General features: G+C 47.7%; 16 protein-coding genes. 7 read left to right on the top strand and 9 right to left on the bottom strand.

The features are described 5' to 3' along the window. Positions 1 to 10: 10 nt before the first annotated feature. Together IEX60_RS04485 and dnaB are read right to left on the bottom strand one after the other, a co-directional pair. Positions 11 to 2,281 carry an ATP-dependent helicase gene (locus IEX60_RS04485; RefSeq protein WP_188747879.1) on the bottom strand — a complete coding sequence of 757 codons (2,271 nt, stop codon included), beginning with the start codon at positions 2,279 to 2,281 and terminating at the stop codon, positions 11 to 13. A 195-nt stretch (positions 2,282 to 2,476) separates the two neighbouring features. Next, positions 2,477 to 4,054, bottom strand: coding sequence for a replicative DNA helicase (gene dnaB, locus IEX60_RS04480; protein WP_188747877.1), 1,578 nt, complete (start codon positions 4,052 to 4,054; stop codon positions 2,477 to 2,479). A gap of 456 nt (positions 4,055 to 4,510) precedes the next feature. Here dnaB and ubiE point away from each other — a divergent pair, with 456 nt between their 5' ends. The 4 genes from ubiE (at position 4,511) to IEX60_RS04460 (ending at position 8,676) form a co-directional block, all read left to right on the top strand. Further along, complete coding sequence (gene ubiE / locus IEX60_RS04475; protein WP_188747875.1) at positions 4,511 to 5,248, top strand: bifunctional demethylmenaquinone methyltransferase/2-methoxy-6-polyprenyl-1,4-benzoquinol methylase UbiE; 738 nt, start codon at positions 4,511 to 4,513, stop codon at positions 5,246 to 5,248. Then, positions 5,245 to 6,015, top strand: coding sequence for a type IX secretion/gliding motility protein PorT/SprT (gene porT / locus IEX60_RS04470; RefSeq protein ID WP_188747873.1), 771 nt, complete (start codon positions 5,245 to 5,247; stop codon positions 6,013 to 6,015). The genes ubiE and porT overlap by 4 nt, the downstream gene beginning before the upstream one ends. A gap of 81 nt (positions 6,016 to 6,096) precedes the next feature. After that, positions 6,097 to 6,861 carry an SDR family oxidoreductase gene (locus tag IEX60_RS04465; RefSeq protein WP_188747871.1) on the top strand — a complete coding sequence of 255 codons (765 nt, stop codon included), beginning with the start codon at positions 6,097 to 6,099 and terminating at the stop codon, positions 6,859 to 6,861. A gap of 9 nt (positions 6,862 to 6,870) precedes the next feature. Beyond that, entirely contained in the window at positions 6,871 to 8,676 is a 1,806-nt protein-coding gene (locus IEX60_RS04460; protein WP_188747869.1) for a M61 family metallopeptidase, read from the top strand. A gap of 73 nt (positions 8,677 to 8,749) precedes the next feature. Here the strand turns inward: IEX60_RS04460 and IEX60_RS04455 are convergent, their stop codons facing one another. After that, a complete protein-coding gene (locus IEX60_RS04455) occupies positions 8,750 to 9,256 on the bottom strand; it encodes a hypothetical protein (RefSeq protein ID WP_229717418.1) in 507 nt (168 codons plus the stop codon). Between the two features lie 334 nt (positions 9,257 to 9,590). Here IEX60_RS04455 and IEX60_RS04450 point away from each other — a divergent pair, with 334 nt between their 5' ends. Together IEX60_RS04450 and IEX60_RS04445 are read left to right on the top strand one after the other, a co-directional pair. Beyond that, the gene (locus IEX60_RS04450) at positions 9,591 to 11,351 is read left to right on the top strand and encodes an AMP-dependent synthetase/ligase (RefSeq protein WP_188747866.1); all 1,761 of its coding nucleotides are present in this window, start codon (positions 9,591 to 9,593) and stop codon (positions 11,349 to 11,351) included. A 47-nt stretch (positions 11,352 to 11,398) separates the two neighbouring features. Then, positions 11,399 to 12,373 carry a YihY/virulence factor BrkB family protein gene (locus IEX60_RS04445; protein ID WP_188747865.1) on the top strand — a complete coding sequence of 325 codons (975 nt, stop codon included), beginning with the start codon at positions 11,399 to 11,401 and terminating at the stop codon, positions 12,371 to 12,373. Here the strand turns inward: IEX60_RS04445 and dinB are convergent. From dinB to IEX60_RS04415, 6 genes are all read right to left on the bottom strand, one after another. Then, complete coding sequence (dinB, locus tag IEX60_RS04440) at positions 12,355 to 13,419, bottom strand: DNA polymerase IV (RefSeq protein WP_188747863.1); 1,065 nt, start codon at positions 13,417 to 13,419, stop codon at positions 12,355 to 12,357. The two genes, IEX60_RS04445 and dinB, sit on opposite strands and share 19 nt — an antisense overlap. 16 nt (positions 13,420 to 13,435) lie before the next feature. Then, positions 13,436 to 16,165: a carboxypeptidase-like regulatory domain-containing protein gene (locus tag IEX60_RS04435; protein ID WP_188747855.1), complete on the bottom strand. Its 2,730-nt coding sequence runs from the start codon at positions 16,163 to 16,165 to the stop codon at positions 13,436 to 13,438. An 80-nt stretch (positions 16,166 to 16,245) separates the two neighbouring features. Further along, positions 16,246 to 17,745, bottom strand: coding sequence for a cardiolipin synthase (gene cls / locus IEX60_RS04430; RefSeq protein WP_229717417.1), 1,500 nt, complete (start codon positions 17,743 to 17,745; stop codon positions 16,246 to 16,248). Between the two features lie 11 nt (positions 17,746 to 17,756). Then, positions 17,757 to 18,755 carry an ATP-grasp domain-containing protein gene (locus tag IEX60_RS04425; RefSeq protein WP_188747852.1) on the bottom strand — a complete coding sequence of 333 codons (999 nt, stop codon included), beginning with the start codon at positions 18,753 to 18,755 and terminating at the stop codon, positions 17,757 to 17,759. 146 nt (positions 18,756 to 18,901) lie between these two features. Beyond that, the gene (locus tag IEX60_RS04420) at positions 18,902 to 20,749 is read right to left on the bottom strand and encodes a flavohemoglobin expression-modulating QEGLA motif protein (protein ID WP_188747850.1); all 1,848 of its coding nucleotides are present in this window, start codon (positions 20,747 to 20,749) and stop codon (positions 18,902 to 18,904) included. Next, positions 20,739 to 21,542: an N-formylglutamate amidohydrolase gene (locus IEX60_RS04415; protein WP_188747848.1), complete on the bottom strand. Its 804-nt coding sequence runs from the start codon at positions 21,540 to 21,542 to the stop codon at positions 20,739 to 20,741. The genes IEX60_RS04420 and IEX60_RS04415 overlap by 11 nt, the downstream gene beginning before the upstream one ends. A 142-nt stretch (positions 21,543 to 21,684) precedes the next feature. On the opposite strand from IEX60_RS04415, the gene IEX60_RS04410 reads away from it, so the two are divergent. Then, positions 21,685 to 22,860: an efflux RND transporter periplasmic adaptor subunit gene (locus IEX60_RS04410; RefSeq protein WP_188747846.1), complete on the top strand. Its 1,176-nt coding sequence runs from the start codon at positions 21,685 to 21,687 to the stop codon at positions 22,858 to 22,860. Positions 22,861 to 22,925 lie beyond the last annotated feature (65 nt).

Raw genomic sequence — 22,925 nt, 5'->3', positions numbered from 1 at the left:
GCATTTATGCTCACCCCACGATCCTCAATTTGGCAAATTTAAGCAACAATTGCTTCTGTCCCAATTCCCGGAAGAAAATAGTTGCTTTTATCTCATTTTTACTTCCTTCCAGGTTGATCACTTTTCCAAATCCGAACCGTTCGTGCTCCACTTCCATACCTACCTGCAGGTTGCTGGTATCCGAAGGCGTAAATCCAGGGGTAGGTGTATGTGCCTTAGGCAGAATCGCTGTGGTCTTCGGGGGTACTTTGGGTTTTGGTTTGGTAAAGACATCACGCTGCCCCCAAGCTTGGCGTTCGTCTGCAAAGGAAGCCGTACTTTCAGGTACAGTCCGCGGCTTGAAATCCAATTCAAGGTAAGCAGGGTTCAACTCATCCAGGAACCGGCTGGGCTCGCAATTATTCAATGTCCCCCAACGGTACCGCGATGTCGCGTAGCTGAGTGTCAGTTTCTTCTCGGCGCGTGTCACCGCTACATAAAACAGCCGCCGCTCTTCTTCCAATTCACTGCGCGAATTGAGTGACAGCTGTGAGGGAAACAAATTTTCTTCCAGTCCTACGATGAACACGTGTGGAAATTCCAGTCCTTTCGAAGAATGGATGGTCATAAGCGACACGGTATCGGCATTGGGATCTTTGTCGTTGTCATCGTTGGTCAGCAACGCCACATCCTGCATAAATACATCCAGTCCCTTCTCTTCAATGTCTTCCCGTTCGCTGAATTCCTTGATCCCGTTGAGCAATTCCTGAATATTTTCATAGCGGCTCAGTCCTTCCACCGATTTGTCTTCATACAGGTTCTTTAAGATACCTGAATGCTGCGCGATGTGCATGGCGGCATCAAATGCCGAATGGCCTTTAGCTACTACCTGAAAACCCTGTATCATGGTAGCAAATATACCTACCGGCCCGGCGCTTCTTCCATCCAGATAGGTGGATGCCTGACTGATGACATCCCAAAGTGTCACCTGATGTTGATCGGCAGCAATCAGAATACGGTCTACAGTAGTATCCCCGATCCCCCTTCGCGGGTAGTTAATCACCCGCTTAATGGCCTCTTCGTCATTGGGATTGAATGTCAGCCTGAAATACGCGATCAGGTCCTTGATTTCCTTCCGTTGGTAAAACGAGGTTCCGCCGTAAATCTTATAGGGGATGTTGATTTTCCGAAGGGCTTCTTCCATCGCCCTCGACTGTGCATTGGTACGGTATAGAATGGCAAAATCCCGGTACTTTCCACCGTTAAGCGCCCGTTCCTGGGCAATGGCTTCCGCTACAATCTTACCTTCTTCATTATCGCTGAATGCCCGGCATACTTTAATCTTTTCGCCGGTTTCATTCTCCGAAAACACATTTTTCTTGAGCTGGTTTTTATTGTTGGCGATGATGCTGTTGGCCGCATTCACGATATTCTGTGTAGAACGGTAGTTCTGCTCCAGTTTAAAGACCTTCAGATCCGGGTAATCTTTTTCAAAGTTGAGAATGTTCTGGATATTGGCGCCGCGGAACGCATAGATACTCTGTGCATCGTCGCCCACCACGCAGATATTTTCATTGATCGCAGCCAGCTTACGGACGATGAGGTACTGGGAAAAATTGGTATCCTGATACTCATCTACCATCAAGTATTTGAATTTGTGCTGGTATTTATGCAATACATCGGGATATTCGCGGAACAGTACATTGGTTTTGAACAGCAGATCGTCAAAGTCCATCGCACCTGCTTTATAACACCGTTGGGTATACGTAAGGTAAATCTGCCCCAACTGTCCCCGCCCATTGGAAAAATCCTCGGCCTGAATCTGTTCGTTGCGGCTGTACTCCTGTGCCGAAATTAGGTTATTCTTGGCGGATGATATGCGGTTATAGACAAAACTTGCGTTGTACAGCTTGTCGTCCAGTTGCATCTCTTTGAGGATGCTCCGGATAAGACTTTTGCTGTCGTCGGTATCATAGATGGTGAAATTACGTGGGTATCCGATGTGCTCCGCTTCCACACGCAGTATTTTCGCAAATACAGAGTGAAAGGTACCCATCCAAATATTTTTAGCCTCATCGCCCACCACCCTCATAATGCGTTCCCGCATTTCCTTGGCAGCCTTGTTGGTAAAAGTGAGCACCAAAATATTGAATGGGTCTACTCCCCGCCGCACCAAGTGGGCCACCCGATACGTAATTACGCGCGTCTTGCCGGAACCGGCTCCGGCCACAATCATGACCGGCCCCTCGGTTTGTTCCACTGCGGCCCGTTGCGACGGGTTTAAACCTGCTAAATAATCCAAAATCCTATTCCTCTTCTGTCGTTTCTGATTGAGGCGTAAAGGTACGAATTCGGTGCGAGATACGAAAACGAGGGCACTACAAATTGCCGATTGGGATAATGGGATAGATTTTTCTTATTGCCACGGATTTCACGAAATTGACACAAATCAAATTACTCGTGTTTTTCTTATTATCCGTGGCTAATGTGAGCCGCGTCAAAACGGCGAATCGTCATTCATGTCGTTCATCCGCGACTGCCGGACGATGCTGCCGGGTGAATCGAACGAGGCAGATGGCGACATGCCCGATCCAAATGACCCCGATTCGGGCAGCCCACCGCTACCAAACGAAAAATCATCTTCCAGGTCTGCAAATTTCACATATTTACCTACAAAGCGAAGTTGTACTGTACCGGTTTCACCGTTCCGGTGCTTGGCAATAATGACTTCTCCAACGCCGGCCGTAGGACGCCCGGCTTCGTCTTCGGTAAGCCCATAATATTCCGGCCGGTATAAAAACAGTACCATGTCGGCGTCTTGCTCAATGGAGCCGGATTCACGCAGATCGGATAGCATCGGGCGTTTACTTCCTCCCGGACGGCTTTCCACGGCCCGGCTCAGCTGCGAAAGTGCGAGAACCGGAATGTTCAGCTCTTTTGCAACCGACTTTAAGGAACGGGAAATGCTACCGATTTCCTGTTCGCGGTTTCCTCCCTTGCCATCATTCTTGCCATGCATCAACTGTAGGTAATCCACAATGACCATCTGGATATCGTATTGGGCCTTAAGCCTGCGGCATTTGGCACGAAACTCAAAGATATTGAGTGCAGGTGTATCGTCGATCAGCAACGGCGCCTGGGTTAGCCTTCCGATGCGGGAATGGAGCTGTGTCCATTCGTGGTCTGCCAGGTTGCCTTTCCGCAGTTTTTCCTGCTCGATTTCCGTTTCCCCGGCAATCAAACGGTTCACCAACTGCACGGACGACATTTCAAGGGAAAATACGGCTACCGGTTTACCGTGGTCGACCGCGGCATTGCGTGCACAGCTCAGTACGAAAGCCGTTTTACCCATCGCCGGGCGGGCTGCGATAATAACCAGGTCAGAAGGTTGCCAGCCCGATGTCATCCGGTCCAGTTCGGTAAATCCGGAAGGTACACCGGTAAGGCCATCGGTACGGTCACGCAGGGTTTCCAATGCCTCCACAGCCTCCCGCATGATATCATCCATTTTCCGGGTATCCCGTCTCAGGTTGTTTTGCGCAATATCAAACAGGCTCTTTTCGGCGTGGTCCATCAGATCGAAGATATCCGTTGTATCCTCGTATGCATTGTTGATGATTTCTGTAGACACCTTGATAAGTTCGCGCTGAATGTATTTCTGAGAAACGATACGGGCATGATATTCAATATTGGCAGCCGATACCACCCGGTCGGTTAACTGCGTAATGTAATATGCTCCACCTACCAGCTCCAGTGTCCCCATCTTGCGCAATTCGGCGGTCACGGTAAGCAAATCAATGGGGGAAGTTTTCTGAAAGAGATTGTAAATTGCCTCAAAAATTTTCTGATGAGCCTCCACGTAGAAGGTTTCGGGCTTGAGAATGTCAATAACCTCACTCAATGCATTTTTCTCCAGCATCAGCGCACCCAACACCGCTTCCTCCAGATCCACGGCTTGTGGCGGCAACTTTCCCAATCCGCTTACCAAATTATTCAACCGAGTACGCCGATCCGCAAACGTACCCCGCGAAGAATTAACAGTTTGGCTGGAAGCATATTCATTCTCGTTACTCATATACCATTACCATATTATTCGTTACTAATGAAGGTAGAATTGAAACCGTGGCTTATCACCAGTTGCTGCTCCGAAAACCAGCAGAGCAAATGTAGGGATTTTTGACAGCCACACGCAGACAAGTTCTGAACAGCCTTTTCACAACACATTTTTCACAAATCCTTTCCGCCTGACACAAGCATAATTAGCAAGATACGTTATTAACATCAACTGTGCAAAAAATGTTAAAAAAATAAAATGGATGCTGAGACACAACACCTTAAGCAAGTGTTAACAACTTTACAAACTGTTAATATATGAAATAAGAATCAAAAACACCCGGCCAAAAAAGATATTCGGACCCGATCAATTTGATATCAATTGATTATCAATCCATAGCGCAAAAATCGTTAACAATTACTTAACAAGGGTACTCAGGTTGTGAAACTAAAATCGGAAATCTTATCTTTGCCTTCCATGGCGACATCGGAAACAGTAAAGCCCTATAACGACAACGACGCAGACAAGAAGCAGCAGGTGGCCGATATGTTTGACAACATATCAGGCACCTATGATTTCCTAAACCATTTCCTGTCATTGGGGATTGATATTATCTGGCGGAAAAAGGCAATCCGCACATTAAAAGCCTCCCAGCCGCAGTATTTGTTGGATGTTGCCACAGGCACTGGTGATTTTGCATTGGAAGCCCTCCGTATGCTGAATCCCCGGAAGATCATTGGCGTTGACATTTCACAGGGCATGCTGGATGTTGCAAAAGAAAAAATAACAAAAAAGAACCTGGGAGACCGGTTTGAAGTCGTATTGGGCGATTCGGAAAATCTTCCTTTTGCAGCCGATACATTTGATGCCGTAACGGTCGCTTTTGGTGTCCGCAATTTCGAAAACCTCGAAAAGGGCCTCGCTGATATCTGCCGGGTACTGAAACCCGGTGGCAAAGCGGTTATCCTCGAATTTTCGAAACCGAAAAGGTTTCCCGTAAAGCAGCTATACCACTTTTACTTCAATCACATCACGCCCCGCATTGGCAAAGTGTTTTCAAAGGACCATCGTGCCTACAGCTACCTGCCCGAGTCTGTTGCTCAGTTCCCGGATGGGCAACGGTTTACCGATATTCTCCACCGTGTCGGATTCAGCCAGACGGAATGCCGTCCGCAAACATTTGGCATTTGCACCCTCTACATCGGCACCAAATGAACACGGTGCGCCTGATATTGGCATTGAGCATTACGGCCCTGCTGCTGATGGCTCTTCCCTCCCCCGCCCAGCAAAGGTTCCAGCGGTGGGGAGGTGGCGTAGACGATGAACCCCTGCATTTCGGCTTTAGTTTCCACTATATCAATGCCGACTATAAAATCACGCTGAAACCCGATTGGCAGGCTCCATATTCCGATTATCCCAATAGTTCATTTTCCGCAGACTCCCTATATGGTGTATATTCTCCGTTTTCCAGTGGTGTGGGATTGGGTCTGTTAGCAGATATTAAACTAACTGAAAACACCAATATCAGATTTGCTCCCTCTTTAGTTTTTTCTAATAAAATGGTTAATTATGAATATACTCCCTACTATATCAATCCACACAAGCGTGAATTAGAAGTTCAAGTCCGTGCTTCCTACATTGACCTTCCACTCCTTTTCAAATTCAAGTCAGACCGCAAAGGTAATTACCGGGGCTATCTGATCGGCGGAGGCAAATACTCCGTTAACGTACTATCCAGCAAAGCCATTGACGACTCAAAAAAAACAGGAACGGAAAAACATTTAAAAACCAAGCCCGGTTACTTTTCATATGAAGCCGGTATTGGCTTTGACCTCTATTTTGATTTCTTCAAGATGTCTCCCGAAATCCGGTGGGTGCAAAGTATTGGCAATTTATTGGATAGTCGGGAACCCAACATGTATAATCGTCCGATCGATAGACTGATGTTGCGGAATTTACAGATCAGTCTGTTTTTCGAATAATCTTGTCGTTTGAAAATGAGTGACTAAATTTAATATCCAGTGTCCCTTAGCTAATGTCTCATGTCTCAAATCTCAAATCTCATGTCTAAGAAAAAAGCTTTCGTTACAGGAGCCAGTGCAGGCATCGGAGAAGCCTGTGCTTCCGTATTTGCCCGTGAGGGGTATGATCTATTGCTTGCGGCACGCCGTATTGACCGCTTATCAGAAATTTCGGACCGGCTAACCCGTGCACATGGCATCAAAACCCATCTCCTTGCACTCGATGTACGCAATGCTGATGAGGTATTTTCTACTTTTAGTAACCTACCGGGTGAATGGCAGCAGGTAGATATACTAGTCAACAATGCGGGCTTAAGCCAAGGACTGGATCCCATTCACGAAGGTGACATTGGCGACTGGGACCGAATGATCGACACCAACATCAAGGGACTTCTTTATGTGACGCGTGCCGTAGCACCGATTATGGCGGCACGTGGCGAGGGACACATCATCAACATCGGCTCCATTGCTGCTAAGGAAGTGTATCCCAATGGCAATGTGTATTGCGCCACCAAACATGCGGTGGATGCACTGACCAAGGGCATGCGTATTGATCTGCTGGACAAGCACATCAAGGTAACGGCCATCCATCCCGGCATGGTGGAGACGGAGTTTTCCATTGTCCGCTTCAAGGGCGACAGAGACCGTGCATCCGCCGTCTACAAAAATCTTGAACCCCTAGTAGCCGACGATATCGCCGAGGCTGTATGGTTCGCTGCCTCCCGGCCGAAACATGTTAACATCAATGACCTGGTCATCATGCCTACGGCACAGGCCAGCGCCACGTTAACCGTAAGGGAGAATTGAAATATAATCATGAAAAGAGTCCGTATCTTCTTATTTATTCTAATGACAACCGCAGTGTCTTCCGCTTTCGCTGTATCCCAGCCCAGCATTCATTTTGAAGTTTCTTTTAAAGAACCTCAGGCCCATTATGTCGAAATCACCATGAAAATTGAAAATATCCAGCGTGATTTCATCGACGTAAAGATGCCCGTTTGGACTCCCGGCTCATACCTGGTGCGTGAATACGCAAAAAATGTGGAAGGCTTGGTAGCATTTAGCGGGGATCATGCGCCGCTTGCCACAGAGAAAATCAATAAGAATACATGGCGGATCAACTCGGGAAAAAAAAGTGCCCTAACCGTCCAATACCGGGTATATGGCTTCGAAGTGTCGGTACGCACTAATTTCATCGATGACAGTCATGCTTTTCTATCTCCCGCGGGTACTTTCCTATATGTAGACGGGTTCCTCGAACTTCCGGTGGATGTGACCATCCTTCCATATGTCTCCTGGTCTAAAATCTCCACTGGCCTTGCCCCTGTCGACGGAAAACCGGGAACGTATCATGCCGCTGATTTCGACATCCTGTTTGATTCGCCGATTGAAGTGGGGAATCAGGATGTGTTCACATTTGAAGCGGCCGGTGTACTCCACGAAATCGCCATGGTGGGTGGAGGCAATTACGACTCGGATCGGCTAAAGAAGGACTGTGCCTCCATTGTGGAAGAAGCTACGCGTATCTTCGGTGTAAATCCCAACAAACGTTATGTATTCATCGTGCACAACTATCAGTCGGGCGGTGGCGGTTTGGAACACCTCAATTCAACCGTGCTGGGCGCCAGCCGCAACGGCTACCAAAATGAGCGGTCATACGTCGGTTTTCTTGGGCTCGTAGCGCACGAATATTTCCATTTATGGCACGTTAAGCGGCTCCGTCCCATTGAACTCGGCCCCTTTGACTACGATGTTGAAAATTATACAACCTCCTTATGGATCATGGAGGGATTCACGGCGTATTTTGACAACCTCTTGCTCAGACGCTGCGGTTTCCTCAGCGAGAACAGTTATCTGCAAGCGTTGGGCAGCGACATCAACACCATTGAAAACCGTGCAGGAAACCAGGTGCAGTCGGCGGCATCTGCCAGCTTCGATGCCTGGATCAAATATTACCGCCCGGATGAAAACTCAGCCAATACAAGTATTTCCTACTACAACAAAGGCGCCTTGCTCGCCCTGATGCTGGACCTCAAGATCCTCGCGGCAACTAACGGTGAAAAGCGGCTCGACGATGTATTGAAAGCTGCCTATGAAACCTTCTATGTACAGCAAAAAAGGGGGTTCCGTGAGCAAGAGCTTCAAACATTGATCGAACAAATTGCCGGAACGTCCGTATCGGATATTTTTGATGCGGCCTATACGCCGGGATCGTTGGACTACAACCGCTACCTGAAGGCCGTTGGCTACGAAGTGATCGACTACAACGAAGGACGCGAATTGCCCGATTTAGGTATCACTACTTCAGCCTCAGACGGCCGTGTATTGGTTACCGGCGTAAGCCGCGGTACCGGTGCATGGGACGGAGGCATTAATGTCCGGGATGAAATTATTGCCATCAATGGCGAGCGACTGGATGCTAACGGCAAGGAATTAAACCGTGTGTTGCAAACGGCGGCTATCGGAGATGCACTTCAGGTGCTGGTGGCAAGAGATGGAAAAATACGGGAACTTACGATTACCCTCACCAAAGACACCCGGGGTTCATTTGGCATCGTCCCATTGGTTAACGCGACACCGGAACAGCAGCGCCTTGGGAAGATCTGGATTGGTGGTCGGTGATGGGTGACCGGTGATGAGTGAACGGTGGTCTGTGGTCAGATACCGATCACCGACCACTGGTCACCGGTTACCATTAAAACACAAACCGTATTGACAATCCAATGCCATCAAACCGTACGCCTGATTCGGGTGTAAGTTCCATCGTAGGCTTCCAATCCAACGACAGATTAATCGGTGCGGTTGGAATTTTATAGTCCAGGCCTACTACACCGTCAAAACTCCAGGCCATCCCGCTTTCATCCGTATCTTTATAACGGTACGAACCCAAGCCACCTCCAAAGCCGTAGTACCAACGTAAGCCTTCGGCATCCACGAAATTGATCGGCTGATGAATTTCGTAAAGGCCCAGTAACTTAAAAATTGTAAAACTCCGATTACCCTGAAAATTCAGGATACCGTCGATGGCGTGGTTTTCATTGATGAAATGCTTGTATGTAATGCCGTTTGCTACTCCAAAGCGCCCCCCAATACCACGTGTATACGTGCTGCTTTCCTGACTTTCCTGAGCGGCAACCTCCTGCCAGGCAATAAGTCCCATAAAAAAAACGGCGATGAAGACGGCGATACGATTTCTTTCCATGCCCCTTTCCGCGCAAAACAAATGCCAAAGAATGAACAAGGATGACGCAGATTTAACAGATTTCCACAGATATTATTTTTTTTTAAAGATCTCGCAGAAGCGCTTCATTATCACCCAAGAATCCACGTGATTAGCCACCAATGACACGAAAGGCACGAATAATTTGTGCCAATCCGTGGAATCCGTGGTAACAAGAAAAGAAATCCGTGTTCCATCCTCGTAACCTGCAATTGGTCGCACATCACTTAAACTATGAGGTTTTCTAAATTATTGTTAACTTTAAATGCGCTACTACGTAGCCAGCAAAATAAATTATAGACCAACAATAAAATATATGACACCGGCAACCCGCATTTTTGACATTCTGACAAATTACAAAGCGCATTATTCCAAACCGGTCATGGTGGCAGGAAAAGCACACGGGAAATGGACAAACTATTCAACCGAAACATTTATTTCTTTGGTAAATAACCTAAGCAAGGGACTGGTTGCAAAGGGCATACAAAAAGGCGACAAAATTGCATTGATGTCTGCCAACCGTCCGGAATGGAATTTCTGCGATTTTGCCATCAACCAGCTCGGTGCCGCCGTTGTACCCCTGTATCCCACTCTTTCGGGCCAGGATCTTTCCTTTATCATCGACGACGCAAACGTCAAGCTTATTTTTGTGAGCAATACCGAATTACATGACAAGATAAAGACAGCCTTACAAGCCAAAAATCTTGACATTCCGGTCTACTCGTTTGATGCGGTCGAAGGATTACCTTCATGGCAGCAATTAGTTGAAGAGGGAACCAAGCAGGATGTGGATTTGGATCCTTATCGCGAAGCGGTGCATGAGGATGATCTGTTCACACTTATTTATACTTCCGGAACCACCGGCAAACCAAAAGGTGTCCACCTTTCTCATAAAAACGTAGTTACCAACGTGTACGATTGCTATGACCTACTGCCCGATTACTTCAAGAAAGCATTGAGCTTCCTACCCCTTTGCCATATCTTCGAGCGGATGGTTGTATATTTATACTTCGCCAGAGGCGTGGAAATCCATTATGCAGAAAGCCTGGATACCATCGTGGCCGACATTAATGACGTGAAACCCGATGGCTTCACCACCGTACCCCGGGTACTGGAAAAGGTATACGACCGCATTGTATCCAAAGGCAAGGAACTTACCGGAGTGAAACGGCATATTTTCTTTTGGGCGCTCGCGCTTGGCCTCCGCAACAAAGAGCCACAAAAAAACAGCGCGTGGTTTAACATACGTCTCGCCATTGCGCGGAAACTCGTGTTTTCCAAATGGCAGGCAGCGCTCGGTGGCAACATTAAATTGATTATTTCCGGCGGCGCTGCCTTACAGCCCCGTTTGTCCCGCGTATTCTGGGCGGCCGGAATACCGGTGTTGGAAGGATACGGCCTCACCGAAACTTCTCCCGTTATCGCCGTAAACAACCTCGAAAAAGGAGGCGTAAAATTCGGCTCCGTGGGCAGGGTACTGAAACACGTAGACGTAAAGATCGCACCCGATGGCGAAATACTGTGCAAAGGCCCCAGTATTTCTTCCGGATACTATAAAAATGAAGCAGCCACGGCAGAAGCCATTGACAATGAAGGATATTTTCATACGGGCGATATCGGTGAACTGGACGCAGAGGGTTTCCTGCGCATTACCGATCGCAAGAAAGAAATGTTCAAAACGGCTGGAGGCAAATATGTGGCACCCCAAGCGCTCGAAAACAAGTATATGGAATCGACCTTCATCGCCCAGGTAATGGTCGTTGGTGAAAACCGAAAATTTCCGGGAGCGCTTATTGTTCCTGCCTTTGACGTACTGGAAAATTGGTGTAAGATCAAAGGCATCCCCTTTGATTCGCGGGAAACAGTGATTCAAAAACCGGAAGTCATCGAAAAATACCAACGCGAAATCAGCCGGCTGAACCAGGATTTCGGACATTGGGAACAGGTGAAAAAATTTGCACTGCTGCCCAAAGAGTGGACAATCGATGCCGGTGAACTCACGCCAAAGCTGAGTTTAAAACGCAAAGCTATTCTACAGCGCTACGAAAAAGAAATTGAAGATATCTACCAAGCGTAAACAACCCTGTCAATTTCTGGTTTATAGAATACATCAAGTACGTATGTATGAAGCTTTTTAAAAAATCTTTCTATCGGGAAATCTTTCAGCTGCTGAATAACACATTTTCTGAATTTTCAAAAGATAATGCGATGAAAATGAGCGCCTCACTGGCTTATTACACCATTTTCTCCATCGCTCCGCTGCTGCTCATTGTCATTTGGTTAGTCGGTTTTTTTTACGGTGAAATTCTCGCCGGCGAGCAGGATGCTCAATCCGAAGTTTTTCATGAATTTGCAGCTATTTTCGGGCCGGATACCGCAGCACAGATCCAACAAATTATCCAGAACATCAGTTTGTCCAATAAATCGGGGATTGGAATCGCAGTTGGCATCGGTACCCTGGTATTGGGGTCTACGACCATCTTCACTGAAATACAGGACTCATTGAACCGGATATGGGGTGTGCGGCCCAAGCCGAAAAAAGGATGGTTGAAGATGCTTCTGAATCGTGCCATCTCGTTTTCCATGGTACTCGGCCTCGGCTTCCTGCTAATTGTTTCGTTGATCGCCAACGGACTGATTGTGGCACTCAGTTCGCAGATTACACGTTTTTTCCCCGAAATATCCGTCTATGTTGTCGAATGGATCAACATAGGGCTCACATTTATCGTCATTACATCCTTATTTGCTTTTATCTTCCGTTTTTTACCCGATGCACGGATGCGTTTTCGGGATGTAGCCGGTGGCGCCATCTTCACCGCTGCCCTCTTTATGCTGGGGAGGTACCTGATTTCGCTTTATATGCAATACAGTGCCCCCGCATCTGCCTATGGGGCCGCAGGCGCCATTATCATTTTGCTGCTTTGGGTATATTATTCGGCGTCTATTCTCTATTTCGGTGCGGAGTTTACGAAGGTGTATGCGCTCCGTTATGGCAAAGGAGTATGGCCTTCGTCCTATGCAGTGAAAGTCGTATTAAAGGAGGAAGAAGTAGAAGATGAACCGCTCGAATTGCCAACCGATCAAAACAAGGAAAGCTGATTGGCTTCTGGATTGGCACGGTCAAAGTTGCTAACCGATATGCCCAGGAGGCGTACCGGCATTGGGTCTGATGTCATGACCGATTGAAGTGAATTACGGGCAGTAGACAAAATTTCATCGATCGCATCGGTATAATAAGGCAAGGAATGGCTTCGGGTTATCAGTTTAAAATCGGCAAACCGCACTTTCAGCGTAACAGTCCGTCCTTTCAATTTTCGGGTTTGCATCCGCCCTGCCAATTTGATCGCTATTTTTTCCAGCTCTGCTTCCATGGTTGGCAGCAAATACAGGTCTTCGCTAAACGTATCTTCGACTGCGATCGACTTCAGCTCACGGTCAGGCTGCACGGGACGGTCATCGATGCCCCGCACAATACGGTAATAAAAACGTCCGCTTTTCCCGAAAAAACGCACCAAATCTGCCTCGGGCAGCCGTTTGAGGTCTGCGCCTGTAAATAGTTGCAGCTGCTTCATTTTAGCCGCCGTCACCTTTCCTACACCAAAAAATTTTTCCACGGGGAGGCTTTCCATGAACCGCTCGATGCGAGACGGACCGATAAACGTAAGCCCATCGGGCTTTTGCATATCCGACGCAATTTTGGCTACAAACTTATTCACCGAGACACCTGCCGATGCGGTGAGGTGAAGCTCGGAACGAATGGCTTCCTTGATCCGCCGTGCAATCTCCAGGGCGGAACCGATGGACTGTTTATCCGTTGTTACATCCAAATACGCTTCATCCAACGATAGGGGCTCTATCACATCGGTATAGCGGCGGAATATTTCGCGGATTTTAGCAGAAACTGCCTTGTATGCATCAAACCGGGGCGGTACAAAGACCGCATCCGGGCACAGCCTAGCGGCTTTGCTGCATGGCATGGCCGAACGGATTCCATATTTACGGGCCTCGTAGCTACCCGTTGCCACCACGCCCCGGCTGTTGGGCGGACCACCCACCACCAACGGAATACCCCGATACTCGGGAAAATCCCGTTGCTCCACCGAAGCATAAAATGCATCCATGTCGATATGGATGATTTTCCGCATCCCATTCCTTATTGAATCATTGCTTCACCGTATATCGATACACGGCCCGACCGATATTTCCTGTGGCATCCACACCTTCTACAACTACCCGATAACTGCCCGCACCGTCGGCGTTATAGAAATCCAGTTGCGCGGTACCCTCTTCGGTGGTTTGTACCTCGGGGTTCCAATAGACAGTGGTCCGGATATCGTTCACCGCACGGCGTTCGGGTGTATCGTATTTGGGTGTATAAAACTTCCGCTCTTCCAAATACCCCAACGGCGTCAGGTCAATGATATTGCTTTTCGGTAACAGCGCCTCAATCTGACTCAACGACATCCGCGGTCCTTTTTCCTGCTTTTTAGTGGTATAAATCGCTACAACACCATTATTTTGATACATCCGGCTTACCGTACCCAACTCATCGCGTAGAAAAATTTCAATTCCTTCCACTTCCGAAGGCATGATACCGTTTAGCGAAGGAACATCCATTGCCATTCCATTCACAAAAAACTGCACTGGAATACGCCCCCCTGCATTGTAATCGCGGGTAATGTAGAAGAGCTGGCTTTGGCTATCGTAGGTAATCCCTGTAAGTGCGGTCTGCAAACACATGATGAGGTTATTACATCCCTTTAACCGGTCGGCATTGATCTGGTGATCGGCCATACCCAATCCGGAAATTGCCGGATAGTCTTTGTGTGAAAAACTAGGCCGGGAGGAAGCTGTCACCTCCACTTCTTCAAGCAATATGGATGTCCGGTATTCATTTCGGCTATTGGTCAGATAAGGAGCAAGCGTAGCGTCGATATTCAGCACATCGTCTGCCCGGTAGGCCGTGGTATCGATTCCCGGATATTGCGTTGGATCTACATTGATGACCATATCGCGGTAGTTGTCATTGCCGCGGGCATTGATGGTTACACGCGACGAATCGGTAAATACCAGATCTTTAAATACAAAGTGTCCGTTTTCATCTGTATAGGTATCTTTACGGAAACTCCGGTCGGGAATCGACAGCAATAGCCCGCCGTTCACCACTGGCTTCCCATTGTTCAACCTCAGGATCCCGGATATTTCGATGCCCTGCTCAGGGAAAAAATGCACGTCGGGGTACCGATCTGCCAGCACATCCGGATATGAGAACCGACGATATCCCTGGGTAAGCAACAGGATATCAAGCGCTTCTCTTTTTTGGTCATCTGGCTGATTAAAGTAGTAATTTGGTTCCTCCACGTAGCCCTTCAGGTCTGACGTAAGCAACAGGTTACTCAATATAGTTGTTTCCTTGTTTTCGTCGTAAGGAACTTTGGACTCGTCTACCACCGCTACTGAATAGCTGCCAACCGTCGTTGTGTCGTTGTTGGCGACTTTTATGCCTAACTTAACCAACTGCTTGGCGGCATATTCCTGTTGATCGGTACTCAGCGCTATTGATAAGGGTTTGATATTCTCGACAAAGACCAGGCGTTCGCTCACCGGTTTCCCCTCCGAAGTAAATAAAGTCAGTTGAGCGATGCCCGTGGGGAAACGATCTTTGGGCAGATTTACTACTACCGTTTCGTTGCGTAAAGCAGCCTGCGCAGCATAACAAAGAATTCCATTGGTTTGTGCGATCAGGTAAAATGCCTTGCCTTTATTTGCCGAAAAAAAACGGTCGTTGGCCAAAATGGCCAATTGCAGCTGTGCTGTATCGGATTTCACCACCGTTACGCTGATTCCCTGCTCAACTACCGGAGGCAGCGGAAAACTTTGGGTTTCACCATTTTCAAAGGTAGCGTTGGCAGTATATGCATTCCCCGCCTCGGGTATAAAAGTGATAACCCCCATCCCTTTATGTGCATCCGAAAACGCAGCTACCTCCGCTCCTTTCTGGTCTACTATGGCCCCCTTGATAGCCAGCCCACGGCCATCGCTTCCAATCGCCTTGAAGGCTACTTTTTTGGACAGCCCTGCAATCAGATCGCCACCCTCAGGAAAAAATTGAACGTCCGCATCCCAAAGTGCTGACCGGAGTGACAACGTACCGAGCATCGGTGGTGCACTGCTGCCCGATTCAAGAGATACATACAGGTTTCCCTTTCTAAGCTGCTCCCTATCCTTCCCGTTGATATGGATGACTACATTACCTACGGCATCTGTTTGTCCTTTACCATTGTCAATGGGATTCCAGCCTACCTGTGCAGACCAATTCAGCTTCCGGTTGGCCAATGGCTTTCCTTCACGGTCTTTGAATTGAATGACGGCTTGTGTGCGGGCATTTTTACCTTTACCCAGGTCATTGAATGTAACGTCGTAATGAAGCGCATTATTCAGCACATCGCCCACCGGAACAATCTTGTTGAAAAAATAAGCCGGGTCAAAATTCATCATCCATTTCGTGTAAGCCCGAAACCGGTAATTGCCTTGGGTATACCATTCCTGATCGAATACCAGGTAGCCTTTACCCACATGATTGGTCAGTGGAATCCGCATTGTTTGCATCAGCGAATCTTTACCGTTCAGTACTTCAACATATACCACTTTGCTAAGGTCATAATTGTACATGTTACTGGTGAGGTAGGTTTTGAACCATAGCGTATCTCCTACCGCATAGTAGGGCTTATCAAAATGCAGGTGCACCTTTTCAATGGGATAAGCCTCTAGCAGTTTCTGTGTTTTCTCGACAACAGTATTGACGGAAATGCTATCCTGCTGGGCTAAGGAAGGGATCGATTGGCAACAGATAAAAATCGAACAACAGACTAGTTTAACGATACGGTTCATTCAAATCAATCTTATATACAATAAGTGGCTAAGATATTCTTTTTGATGCTTTATGCCAAAATTCGGGTCAATTTTAACATTTAGAGCAGGGGCGTCAGCAGCCTGCATACGGAGTCCATTCCGCGCTTCCATCTTGGACGCCGCATCCAGATCGCACGGGTCATCAGGGTACTATCCGACTTATCCTTCTCAAATTGGGTGTCCAATTGGGCGCAAAGATCACGATCACTGATGACCGCGCTGACTTCAAAATTGATATAAAAGCTACGGATGTCTAAGTTGACCGTACCGATATAAGCCAACCGGCCATCGATGCAGATGGTTTTCGCATGCAGGAAACCCTTTTCATACAAATACACGGACACGCCACGTTCCAATAAGGGCTTCAAAAAAGAAAACGAGGCATGCTGCACGAGAAAAGAATCGGACCGGGCGGGCAACATCAATTCAACCTGTACTCCCGAAGCAGCAGCCAATTGAAGTGTAGTACTTAACTCGTCGCTGGGGATAAAATATGGCGTACAGATCCGCACCGTATGTGCTGCCTCGGCAATGCCAATTAACATAGCTTCCATGTTGAACGGCGCATTGGAGCCGGGATCGCTAAAAGCAAAACTCACTGCCGAATGCCCGGCTGGAATTACAGGTACCGTGTGGAAATACCCATCGCGGAGGTTAAAAGGAGATCCCTCCGCCAGGTGCCAATTCATCCAAAAATGGACCTGAAGGACGTTTACCGCATCTCCCTGGATTTTTACCGCCGTATCCCGCCAATACAGGGGATATTTACCGCTGTTTACATACCGATCACTGATGTTGATGCCCCCTACAAATGCCGTATGTCCATCAATAATGGCTATTTTACGATGGTTCCGATAATTACCGTTTGCCAACGACGTAAAGGTGACCGGCATAAACGGGATAAACTGGATTCCGGCTTTTTCAAACCGCTTCCGCCGGCGCCTGAGTTTAGGTGACCCGAATGCATCGACTATGATGCGGACAGTTACACCTGCGGATGCTTTTTCCTTCAACAACGAAATCAACGCAAGACCGATATCATCGGGATCGAAAATATAATATTCTAAATGGATATGATGCTCCGCCTCACGGATTGCGCGGAGCAGTTCGGGAAATTTCTGTTCGCCATTTATCAAAAGTTCAACGTGGTTATGCAGCGAGGGCGGTGCAATCCGTTGGTTTTTCAGGAAGGTAAAAACCCTGCTGAGCGGCCCGATGGATTGCCTTAACACTTCAAGGTTGTGATCCATAATGGGATTAAGCTTGTTCCACACGCTTAATAAACGGGTATGTTTCTCCCGGTTTTGAATCCGAAAAACCTTGACTCTCTTAAATTTCTGACCAAAAAAATAGTAAAAAACGATTCCCACCACCGGTACGAAAACAATGACCATAATCCAGGCAATTGTTTTCGTAGGATTGCGGTTTTCAATCAGGATGGTGACGATAATGGCGACATAGACCAATAAAAGCGGTATCCAATACCACTGGTAAATGAACGCTCCTATCTGATGAAGTATCTGCATGATATCCGCCACGCCCAACGAATGTATGACCAAACGTACTCATTTTACGCGAGATTTGCTACCTTCTTTTCGACGGCTGAAATAACCTCATCCATAAAATCCGTGCGCTGGAATTCACAGGCATGGATTAAGCCTCCGGGGCTGAACACATTAATTTCCATCAGTTTGTCGCCTACGATATCCAATCCCGCTAAAAATATCCCATCCTCGCGGAGCAGCGGTCCCACCGCTTCCACAATGTGCTCCATCTCCTTATTCATGACCGCCTTTTTTGCCTTGGCACCCTGATGGATATTGCTCCGGATTTCGCCCGACTGCTGCACACGCTTGATTGCCGCCACCTTTCCGTCCCGCTGCAGGAGTTCCCCATCCATCAAAAACAAACGGATATCTCCCTTTTTTGCAGCGGGCAGGTATTCCTGTGCAATGGCAAAACCGTCTCTGCAAATTGCTTCGACGATCTGCTTGCGGTTTTTGTCTTCCTTTTTGTCGATGAGAAATACATTTTTCCCCCCCGAGCCTTTCAGCGGTTTAAGAATAATGCGGTGGTGTTGATCGCGATAAAAGGCTTCTACGTCTGCCATATCGCGCGTGATGAGGGTCTGGGGCCGTACTGATTCGGGAAAATATTGCAAGTACATCTTATTGGAGGCTTTTACCAACCCATTTGGATTATTAAGTACCAAAACCCCTTGCTGCTGGACTAATTGGCCAAACAGAACCCCTGCATCCTGAGCCCATGGCCTTTTTTCCATATCTGCTGCCGGATCGTTACGCAACCACATAACATCCCAATTTTTAGAACTCAACAGCCGCTTTTCTTCAGTTACCACAGCCTCCAGAAAGGTATGCAGCGATCTGAATTCACGGTCAGGTACTTTCCGGCTATGTGCCCCTACTCGCCCATCTGGCAGGTAAACCAGGTCTCCAACCCCTGCATAATAAACTGTATGCCCCCGTCGGTGGGCTTCCAGCGCCAACGCTGTGGTCGTGTAACCCGCCAGTTCTTTCCGTACTTGATTAACGATGAATGTGATAGTCATCTTTGTTATTTTTTGTTTGTGTTTTTGCGTTTTTGTTTGTCAACTACCGCATCCTTCCGACCACTGACCACCGGTCACTGATCACCGGTCACTGATCACCGGTCACTGATCACCGGTCACTGATCACCGGTCACCCATCCCCACCATTACCCAATCATTTTAAATACGCTACCTCCCTTTTTTATCTCTTCGATCTTCGCGACGTAGGGCTTTTCCAGGTATTTGGGATGCAGCGGTGAAGGCTTCAACAGTCGCCTATGCAACAGTTCCTGAATGATGGGAAGATAATCCTGTCTTATCTTTCCAATCAGCAATTGTGAAATATCGTTTCCCTCTTTTACATATTCAATAACGTTCAGCAACCCTTTCAGGTATACAGCATCTTTCGTGAGCCCCCCGCCTCTATATACCCGCATGGTAATGTAAAAAGCGGTCTCGGGCTTAAAATTGTATTTGTCTACCAGAAGGTCAAACGTATCTGTAAATGGATTACCGGCCAGCATGTGGTGGACCGCCACTACCCGCGCTGCCAATATACGCATCCGTTGGTTGGTTAGCCCTCCCGTCATGTATTCACTGAGTACAGCAAGTCCTTCCTGCAATTGTTCGTAGCCCGGTACCCCCACGTAAAAAAGCTTGAAGGGCTGGGCCATACCGTTATAATAAGTAGCAACATGGGTACCTACCTCGTGTTGCAACAGCGAGAACGCACGCTCCCGTGATATGCGGTAACGGCTACTGATGTTCAGCGTTCCGCGGGAAACCATAACCCCTTCCACATCGTCACGTACACGGACGGCCGTAGACACCATATCGTATTGTTGTTTCAGGTATTCTAATTCTGTTTTTGCCAACTCTGCAAAGGTGTGGGCATCCAGCATCTCACTTTCTTTGGGGGCCTGCTGTGGCTCGGAGGCTACCAGGATAGCACGGGCAATTTCCAGTAAACTTTCCTCCACATTACCGAAAATCTGCTGGCTGCTATATAGGAAGTCAGGCTTTTCCCGCTCACCCAACATGTTAAGCATCCGGTCTACCTCCTTGCGCTTATCACGGAAAAGGTAAGCAATGGTCGGATCCGAAATATCCTCTATGGGCAGGTTATAGAGCTTTCTTTTAATAAGTTCTGGATCTATCGGCATAGGGCGGTAGTGAAATACCGGATTTTTCCGGTTTTTGTTCCCGGAGAAACTCTGCCAAGCTTCCTGTGCATTGATGGGAGTTACCAACAGCAGGAAATCAAATTGATTGCTGTACTCAGCCAACTTTTCATCGATTTCCCATACGGATTCGTGCAGCTCCGTGGTACCCAGCATTTGGAAATGCGCGGCGCTATACGAAGTTTTCATCCGCACAAACTCGAAAAAACTTTTGCGCAATGCCTTCCCGAAATACTCCCGCAGTTCCCTAAGAAAAAGCGGATACGGTGAGCCCGTCTGTTGGTTAATGTATACCGGCCTGATTTCCAGTCCGATCAGAATAATTTCATTCTTCCGTGCCTCCTCCGCACTGAATAAGGCGGTGTAGTAAGGCGGCGACGGCATCTGCTTGTCCTTTTCCAGCACCGTGTGGTCACCGATCATCTGGGTAAGATGAATCCGCTGCAACTCAAGCTGCAATTTCTCCGCAATAGGCAATGCACTTTTTTGGCTGATATGGATATTGAAAGCCGATGAGTCTACCCGGTCTGACAACCACACTTCCAATAACATAAATCCCCCGAATTTATCAGCCATTGCACCGGCTATGGCATGGATAATCGGATTTATGGGGCACTCGGCTGTATCCGGAGCAACGAGATAAGCTGATTCTGTTTTCCCAAGTGTCGACGTAAATGCATCCTCCCCGTCCGGCGGAACACGGTAGACCAAAAGGTATGGAAGCGGCCGATCCATGCGGAGTTCACCCCCGCAAGGCAATCTGGTAAACAAGGGTCTGCCTTTTTTCAGTTTGTCAAGAATGCGTTGGATGTATTTCTTACCCTCAATGTCCATGCAAAAAAGAAGATTTAATCGGTGTATCAAGCATGTGCAACAGAAACGGGATACACCCCGCCAGCATGGATCGAATTTGGTTCAGGTAGGCTATATCGACCCAACCGGTCCACTCGTCCATAAAGGTTTTCTTAAATTCAAGCGAAAAGACACAGCCATACTCCCCGTAATTCCGGTTGATCCACTCCGAAAAACCACCTCCTTTGAATTTGATGTTTTCCCGGACGTCCAAAAACCGGCCTTTAATCCGGCAATGTCCCATAAAACTGGTTAGGCAATGCCCCAGGGATTTCCACTTTTCGTGGTTGTGGCCGGTCCCGATGTTGATCTCCGGATTTTCCCCCACACTCGCCGCTTCGTTGGGATGTACGCGCCGGTGGTTATAGCTATGGATATCAAGCACCACAAATTTTCCGAACAAGGCGAGGGTCCATTGCAGCAATTGATCTATATCCACATAAAACCGATCGTATCCTTCTAGCAACCGATCGACCATCAATTCAGGTAAAACCGGCTTCCAAACCGTCAGCCCCCAGGCATCTTCCGGCCTGCGGTAGATCGCCTGTTCCCGCCTGCGATTAAGATCCGTCTGAAAGCGGGATGTATCTACAATAACACGGCTAACCGGCAGATTTTCTACCATGTAGCCCGTATAAGGATCTTCTTCACGAAAACGCTCGTGTTCCTGCAGATGCATGTAATCCAGCAGAGGCACAGCCAACCGATGTCCTTGATGGACTGCGGTTGCAATGATAGGAACTTGTTCCCTTTGTAATGAGTAAACCAAATCCATTTGGAATCAATAACACGATAGGTTAGGAAATGTTTGGCACACTATCTGACCCTTATTCAACAATTGATGGCATGAAAACCGTCGAACCCTACGTAATTAGACAGATCACACAGAAGTACTAAAACAATAAATAGTAAACAACATGAACATTTCCGTCAAAACAAACATCAAAACACTCATAATCATTGCTTTATCAGCATTATCCTTATTTGTAATTTTCAGCTGTTCCACAGGATCTTCCAAGACCAGCGATACCGAAAATAATGCGATCGCTCTACCCGTGCAGCCCATAGATACTGCCACGGCAACTACCGTAAAAGACTATCTGGGAACGATAGAAGGTAAGGTCAATGTGGAAATACGTCCACAGGTTGAGGGGATTTTGGAAGAGATTTATGTAGATGAAGGTGCATTTGTGAAAGAAGGGCAACGGCTTTTCAAGATCAACCCGCAGCCCTATCAGGAAGAGTTAAACAACGCAATTGCCAATGAAAATGTAGAAAAGGCAAAATTGGAGAATGCCAAGCTGGAAGTGGATCGGTTGAAACCCTTGGTAGAGAACGATGTGATTTCGGATGTCCGCCTCCGGACGGCAATGTCTGATTACGATGTGGCCAAAGCATCACTCGCACAGGCCTCTGCAGCTGTGGCAAGCGCCCGTATTAATCTCGGATTTACCACAATCAAAGCGCCCGTGAGCGGTTTTATCGGGCGGATTCCCAAACGTGTTGGAAACTTGGTAAGCAGCAGCGACCCGTTGACCGAACTTTCAGACATCAGTGAGGTATACGTCTATTTTGCCATGAGTGAATCGGATTTCCTTTATTTCCGGAAAAAATACGGTAAACGGGATTCCTCCTCAACCGATCCTGCCGATACGACCCAACTCATTCCCAACGTTTCACTGGTCATGGCCGATGGCACGGTCTATCCGGAAAAGGGTGTGGTGGATGCCATCAATGGTCAGGTGAATCGAACCACCGGTGCGATCAGTCTACGGGCAACGTTTCCCAATGCAGATTACGTACTCCGTTCCGGCAATACAGGCACGCTCAAAATGGAAGAACACCAACGTGGGGTGCTCACGGTTCCCCAAGTGGCTACCACCGAATTGCAGGATAAGATTTTCGTGTATACACTCGATTCCGCCAATCGGGTAAAGCAGCGGGCAATCGAGGTAATAGGGAAAAGCGGAAAGCAATATATCGTGAAGAATGGTGTTAACCCGGGCGATCGCATTGTCCTTTCAGGACTCGACAAACTCGAAGACGGCATGGAAATCAAACCGCTGAATGTTCCTTCAGCTTCCGCAGAATAATCTCTTGCATTTAATAATCCCAATGTTTGTTGAAGCTTGATGCTAGTGGTGGCTTGTATTTGCCA

The sequence above is a fragment of the Parapedobacter defluvii genome, from assembly GCF_014642075.1.
Lineage (GTDB): Bacteria > Bacteroidota > Bacteroidia > Sphingobacteriales > Sphingobacteriaceae > Parapedobacter > Parapedobacter defluvii.
This window is presented reverse-complemented; position numbering and strand designations above follow the sequence as displayed.